At 34.8% G+C, this 3,833-nt stretch carries 5 protein-coding genes; all 5 read right to left on the bottom strand.

Annotation, left to right across the window (positions count from 1 at the left end; translation table 11 throughout):
- Nucleotides 1-25: 25 nt before the first annotated feature.
- A complete protein-coding gene (locus AB4Y90_RS16350; RefSeq protein ID WP_441558636.1) occupies nt 26-439 on the bottom strand; it encodes a VOC family protein in 414 nt (137 codons plus the stop codon).
- Between the two features lie 76 nt (nt 440-515).
- Nucleotides 516-1,106: a Crp/Fnr family transcriptional regulator gene (locus AB4Y90_RS16345; RefSeq protein ID WP_441558635.1), complete on the bottom strand. Its 591-nt coding sequence runs from the start codon at nt 1,104-1,106 to the stop codon at nt 516-518.
- Between the two features lie 243 nt (nt 1,107-1,349).
- Nucleotides 1,350-2,561: a DUF763 domain-containing protein gene (locus AB4Y90_RS16340; protein ID WP_441558634.1), complete on the bottom strand. Its 1,212-nt coding sequence runs from the start codon at nt 2,559-2,561 to the stop codon at nt 1,350-1,352.
- A gap of 166 nt (nt 2,562-2,727) precedes the next feature.
- The gene (locus AB4Y90_RS16335; RefSeq protein ID WP_441558633.1) at nt 2,728-3,075 is read right to left on the bottom strand and encodes a VOC family protein; all 348 of its coding nucleotides are present in this window, start codon (nt 3,073-3,075) and stop codon (nt 2,728-2,730) included.
- Between the two features lie 83 nt (nt 3,076-3,158).
- Nucleotides 3,159-3,833: YitT family protein (locus AB4Y90_RS16330; RefSeq protein ID WP_441558632.1), on the bottom strand; the 675-nt coding region annotated here is incomplete at its 5' end.

Raw genomic sequence — 3,833 nt, 5'->3', positions numbered from 1 at the left:
TTTTTATTCTGGTTAATTATTAAATTTAGAAATCTGCAGGAAGCTGAGACATGTCTGAAAAAAGTACTTCCCACTGATGCCCGTCTAAATCTGCAAAAGTTTTCTGATACATCCAGCCATAATCTCTTGGCTCGCTATATTTCGAGCCTCCGTTTTCGGTAGCAGTTTTTACCATTTCGTCTACTTCTTCACGGCTGTTTACACTAATAGCAAGAAGTGTTTGAGTAGTTTCTCCTGCTGCAACCGGTCTGTCTGTAAAAGTCTGAAAAAACTCTTCCTTCAAAAACATGGTGTAAATATGATCTTCTTTCATTATTACACAGATCGCTTTTTCGTCGGAAAACTGTTCATTGATGGAAAAGCCGAGTCTCGTCCAGAATTCTCTCGTTTTCTGAACATCTTTTACGGGAAGGTTTACATAAATTTGATTGATTTCCATTTTGTAATTTTTGATGTTAAACTTTTAACCAAAATTACCAAGTCGGCATGAAAATCAACTTGCCATAAGACAAGATTTAATTTTTCTTCGGATGCGACACCAATTCCTTACGAATTCTGCTTAATGAAGTGTCTGTAATTCCCAAATAGGAAGCAATTTGTTTTAAAGGGGCAAACTGTATCACCTGAGATTTTTGTTCTAAAAGATGAAGATAACGTTTGGTTGCTGAAAGCGTAAACATCTCTACTGAGCGCTGTTTGTATAAAAATAACTGTTGCGACATCCACGCTCTACCCCATTCTCTGAGATTCGGGATTTTGTGAAAAAGCTCCTGAAAAACATCAAAATCCATCTTCCAGCATTCGCAGTCTGTAATGCAGACAATATTTTCCTGAGTAGGAATTCTTTGAAACAGTGAAGAAACATCGATAATGATCTCGTTTTCTGTAAAAAAGTTGGTCGTTACGTCGTTCCCGTTGAAATCATTTACAAAAGAACGCGCCAAACCTTTTGCTAAAATATAATATTCGTTGGCCATTTTACCTTCCTGAAGTATCGTTTCACTTTTTTGAAAAATTACTTTTTCGTGCGCCTGAATAATTTCATCAAGCTCTTCCTGAAAGAAAAAAGGAAAATCACGGTAAACGTCGAAGGCTTTACTGGTCATTCAATACATATTTTGAGGTTTTAAAATTAAAATTTTTATCGGAATTGAAGGTGATTTTTTTGAATTTTGATTAGTTGGGAAGGTTTTTAGTTTTTTTAGTTATTTAGTTTATTAGTTATTAAGTTATTTGAACTGTAAAGTAGAATGCAAACAGGTTTTTAAGAATGATGAGTTGCTTTTTGAATTAAATACTTATTATTGAAAAGATTTAAGCAAGCTTTAAGATTAATCTGATAAATTAATTTAAAACAAAGAAAGCTGAATAGGTTTAGATTTTCCAGGTTTTTCAGCATCGCCAAATACTGTTTTACCGCCAAATCTCCAAGAGTTTTGACGCTCTTCTTCAATAACTTCATTGATATCAAAATCTGGTGTGAAATTTTTCTCAGCATCAGAAATAACCGTGTGTAATTTGTTGATTGACTTTAATTTATCTGAATTTCCCAGTTTTGATTTTTCAATTCCTTTTTGTAAAATTGAAATCGTTTCATCATACACATTAATAGGAACCGGAAACGGATGACCGTCTTTTCCGCCGTGTGCAAAAGAAAATCTCGCAGGATCTTTGAATCTTGAAGGAGCACCGTGAATGACTTCGCTTACCAAAGCCAGACTTTGCAAGGTTCGTGGCCCAACTCCCTTCAATAAAAGCAATTCTTCAAAATTTTCAGGCTGGTTTTCCCTTGTCATGTACAAAAGTGTTCCGAGCTTTTTTAAATCAACATCGGAAGCCCGAACATCATGATGATTTGGAAGGATTAAATTTGCAAAATCCTGCATGATTTTTTCTGAATTGGTGCGCGAAATTTCTAAAATTCCTTTGCGGTTTTCGTGAGCTTCATTTGCTGTTAAATTTAAAATATTTCCACGGTTGATCCCCTGAATTCCTTTGTGAGGTTCTTCTACAAAAGATTTCATATTCTCGGAATGCCAATGATAGCGTCTCGCAGTTCCGTCTGCATCGTTCATACCCTGTTGTACAACTGCCCAATTTCCTTCGTCTGACAAAATAAAATTATGGAGATACAACTGATAACCATCCTGAATCGCCGTATTATCAACTTTTGCAGAAAGCTTGCTTGCACGAACCAAATCGTTTCCGTTTAATCCCGTTTTGTCAGCAATAACGAGAAGTTCATTCGGTGTTTCTTTTGAAAATCTTCCTTTTCCGCCACAAATATAAATCCCAAGTTCTTTGGAATTGGGATTAATGCTGCGTTTCAAAGCTCCCATGACGGAAGTTGTAATTCCTGAAGAATGCCAATCCATTCCCATCACTGCACCAAAACTCTGAAACCAAAACGGATCTGCCAATCTGCGAAGAACTTCATTTTTTCCGTAATCTGCCAACATTACTTCTACGATTGAAAGTCCGAGTACAGCCATTCTTTCGTAAAGCCAAGGCGGTACTTTTCCGTAGTGTAGTGGTAAAGTTGCGGTTCCGGAACGTTTCATTTTCTATAGTTGATAGTTGATAGTTGATAGTTGATAGTTGATAGTTGATAGTTGATAGTTGATAGGCAAAATTAAAGCCTTACAATTGAAATACATAAAGCTTTAACATTTTTATTTTTAATGCAATGATTTTTAATTAACTAAAATCAATCGAATCATATTAAAATTATTGATGTGAAAGAATATTAACGAGCTTTCCGAATGGGTCTATCACAAAGAATCTTCGAACTCCCCAATCTTCACTGGTTAATTGGTAAGTAATTTCAAATCCTGAATTTTTTATTTTATCATAAACTTCATCTACATTATCAACTTCAATAGAAAAATCGGGAACTTCGGTGTCGTTTCCGCCTTGAGTTGCAAAACTTATCTGAACTTTTGCTTCTTCGTCATTACCAAAAGTTTTGATCCAGCCGTGATCCATCAATGTTTCGAGACCCAAAATATCATGATAAAATACATCAGCTTTAGATAAATCTTCAGTTTTTATATTGGCTACGATTCTTTTTACCATTTCATTAAAATTTAAGTTTAAAATTAACAAAAAAACCTTGTAAAAATAATTCTACAAGGCAATATTTATTATTAATTTGAACTTTAATGCTTCACAATTTCCTTTACAATTCCGCCTTGAGGTTCCCTTACAGTCTGAGTAAAAATAAATGCTTTCGGATCTATTGAACGAACGATATTCTGTAATTTTCTTACTTCCAATCTTGTAACGATGGTAAAAATAATATCGGCATCCTGACTTTGCTCAAAAGATTCTTTCATAAAACCTCTTTCTCCTCTGTAGACCGTAATTCCTTTATTCATCGTTAAAACCAAAGCTTTTTTAATTTCTTCACTGTTTCCTGAAATAATGGTTACTCCGGTGTAAGCTTCAATTCCTTCAATCACATATTTGGTAATCTGACTTGCAACGAGATACGTCATAATTGCATACAAAGCGGTTTCAAATTTAAGAAAAACGGTTGCGATGATAAAGATAATCACATTCATTCCTAAAATAATTTCGGTAATGCTAAAACTGCTTTTTTTGAATGTTAATAAGGCTAAAACTTCCATACCGTCGAAAGTTCCGCCACCTCGCATAGATAAACCGATTCCAATTCCCATAAAAAATCCGCCAAACACAGCGACCAATAATTTGTCATGGGTCACTTCCGGAAAAGGGACGAAAAAAATGGTGATGATGATTAGTAAAATCGTTAAAAAACTTCTGATCGCAAAGTGTTTTCCGATTTGGAAGTACGCCAGAATGATAAATGG

Source organism: Chryseobacterium sp. 2TAF14, from assembly GCF_052115105.1.
Taxonomy (GTDB): Bacteria; Bacteroidota; Bacteroidia; order Flavobacteriales; family Weeksellaceae; genus Chryseobacterium.
The sequence above is the reverse complement of the archived record's forward strand: the minus strand, read 5'-3'. Positions and strand labels throughout refer to the sequence as shown.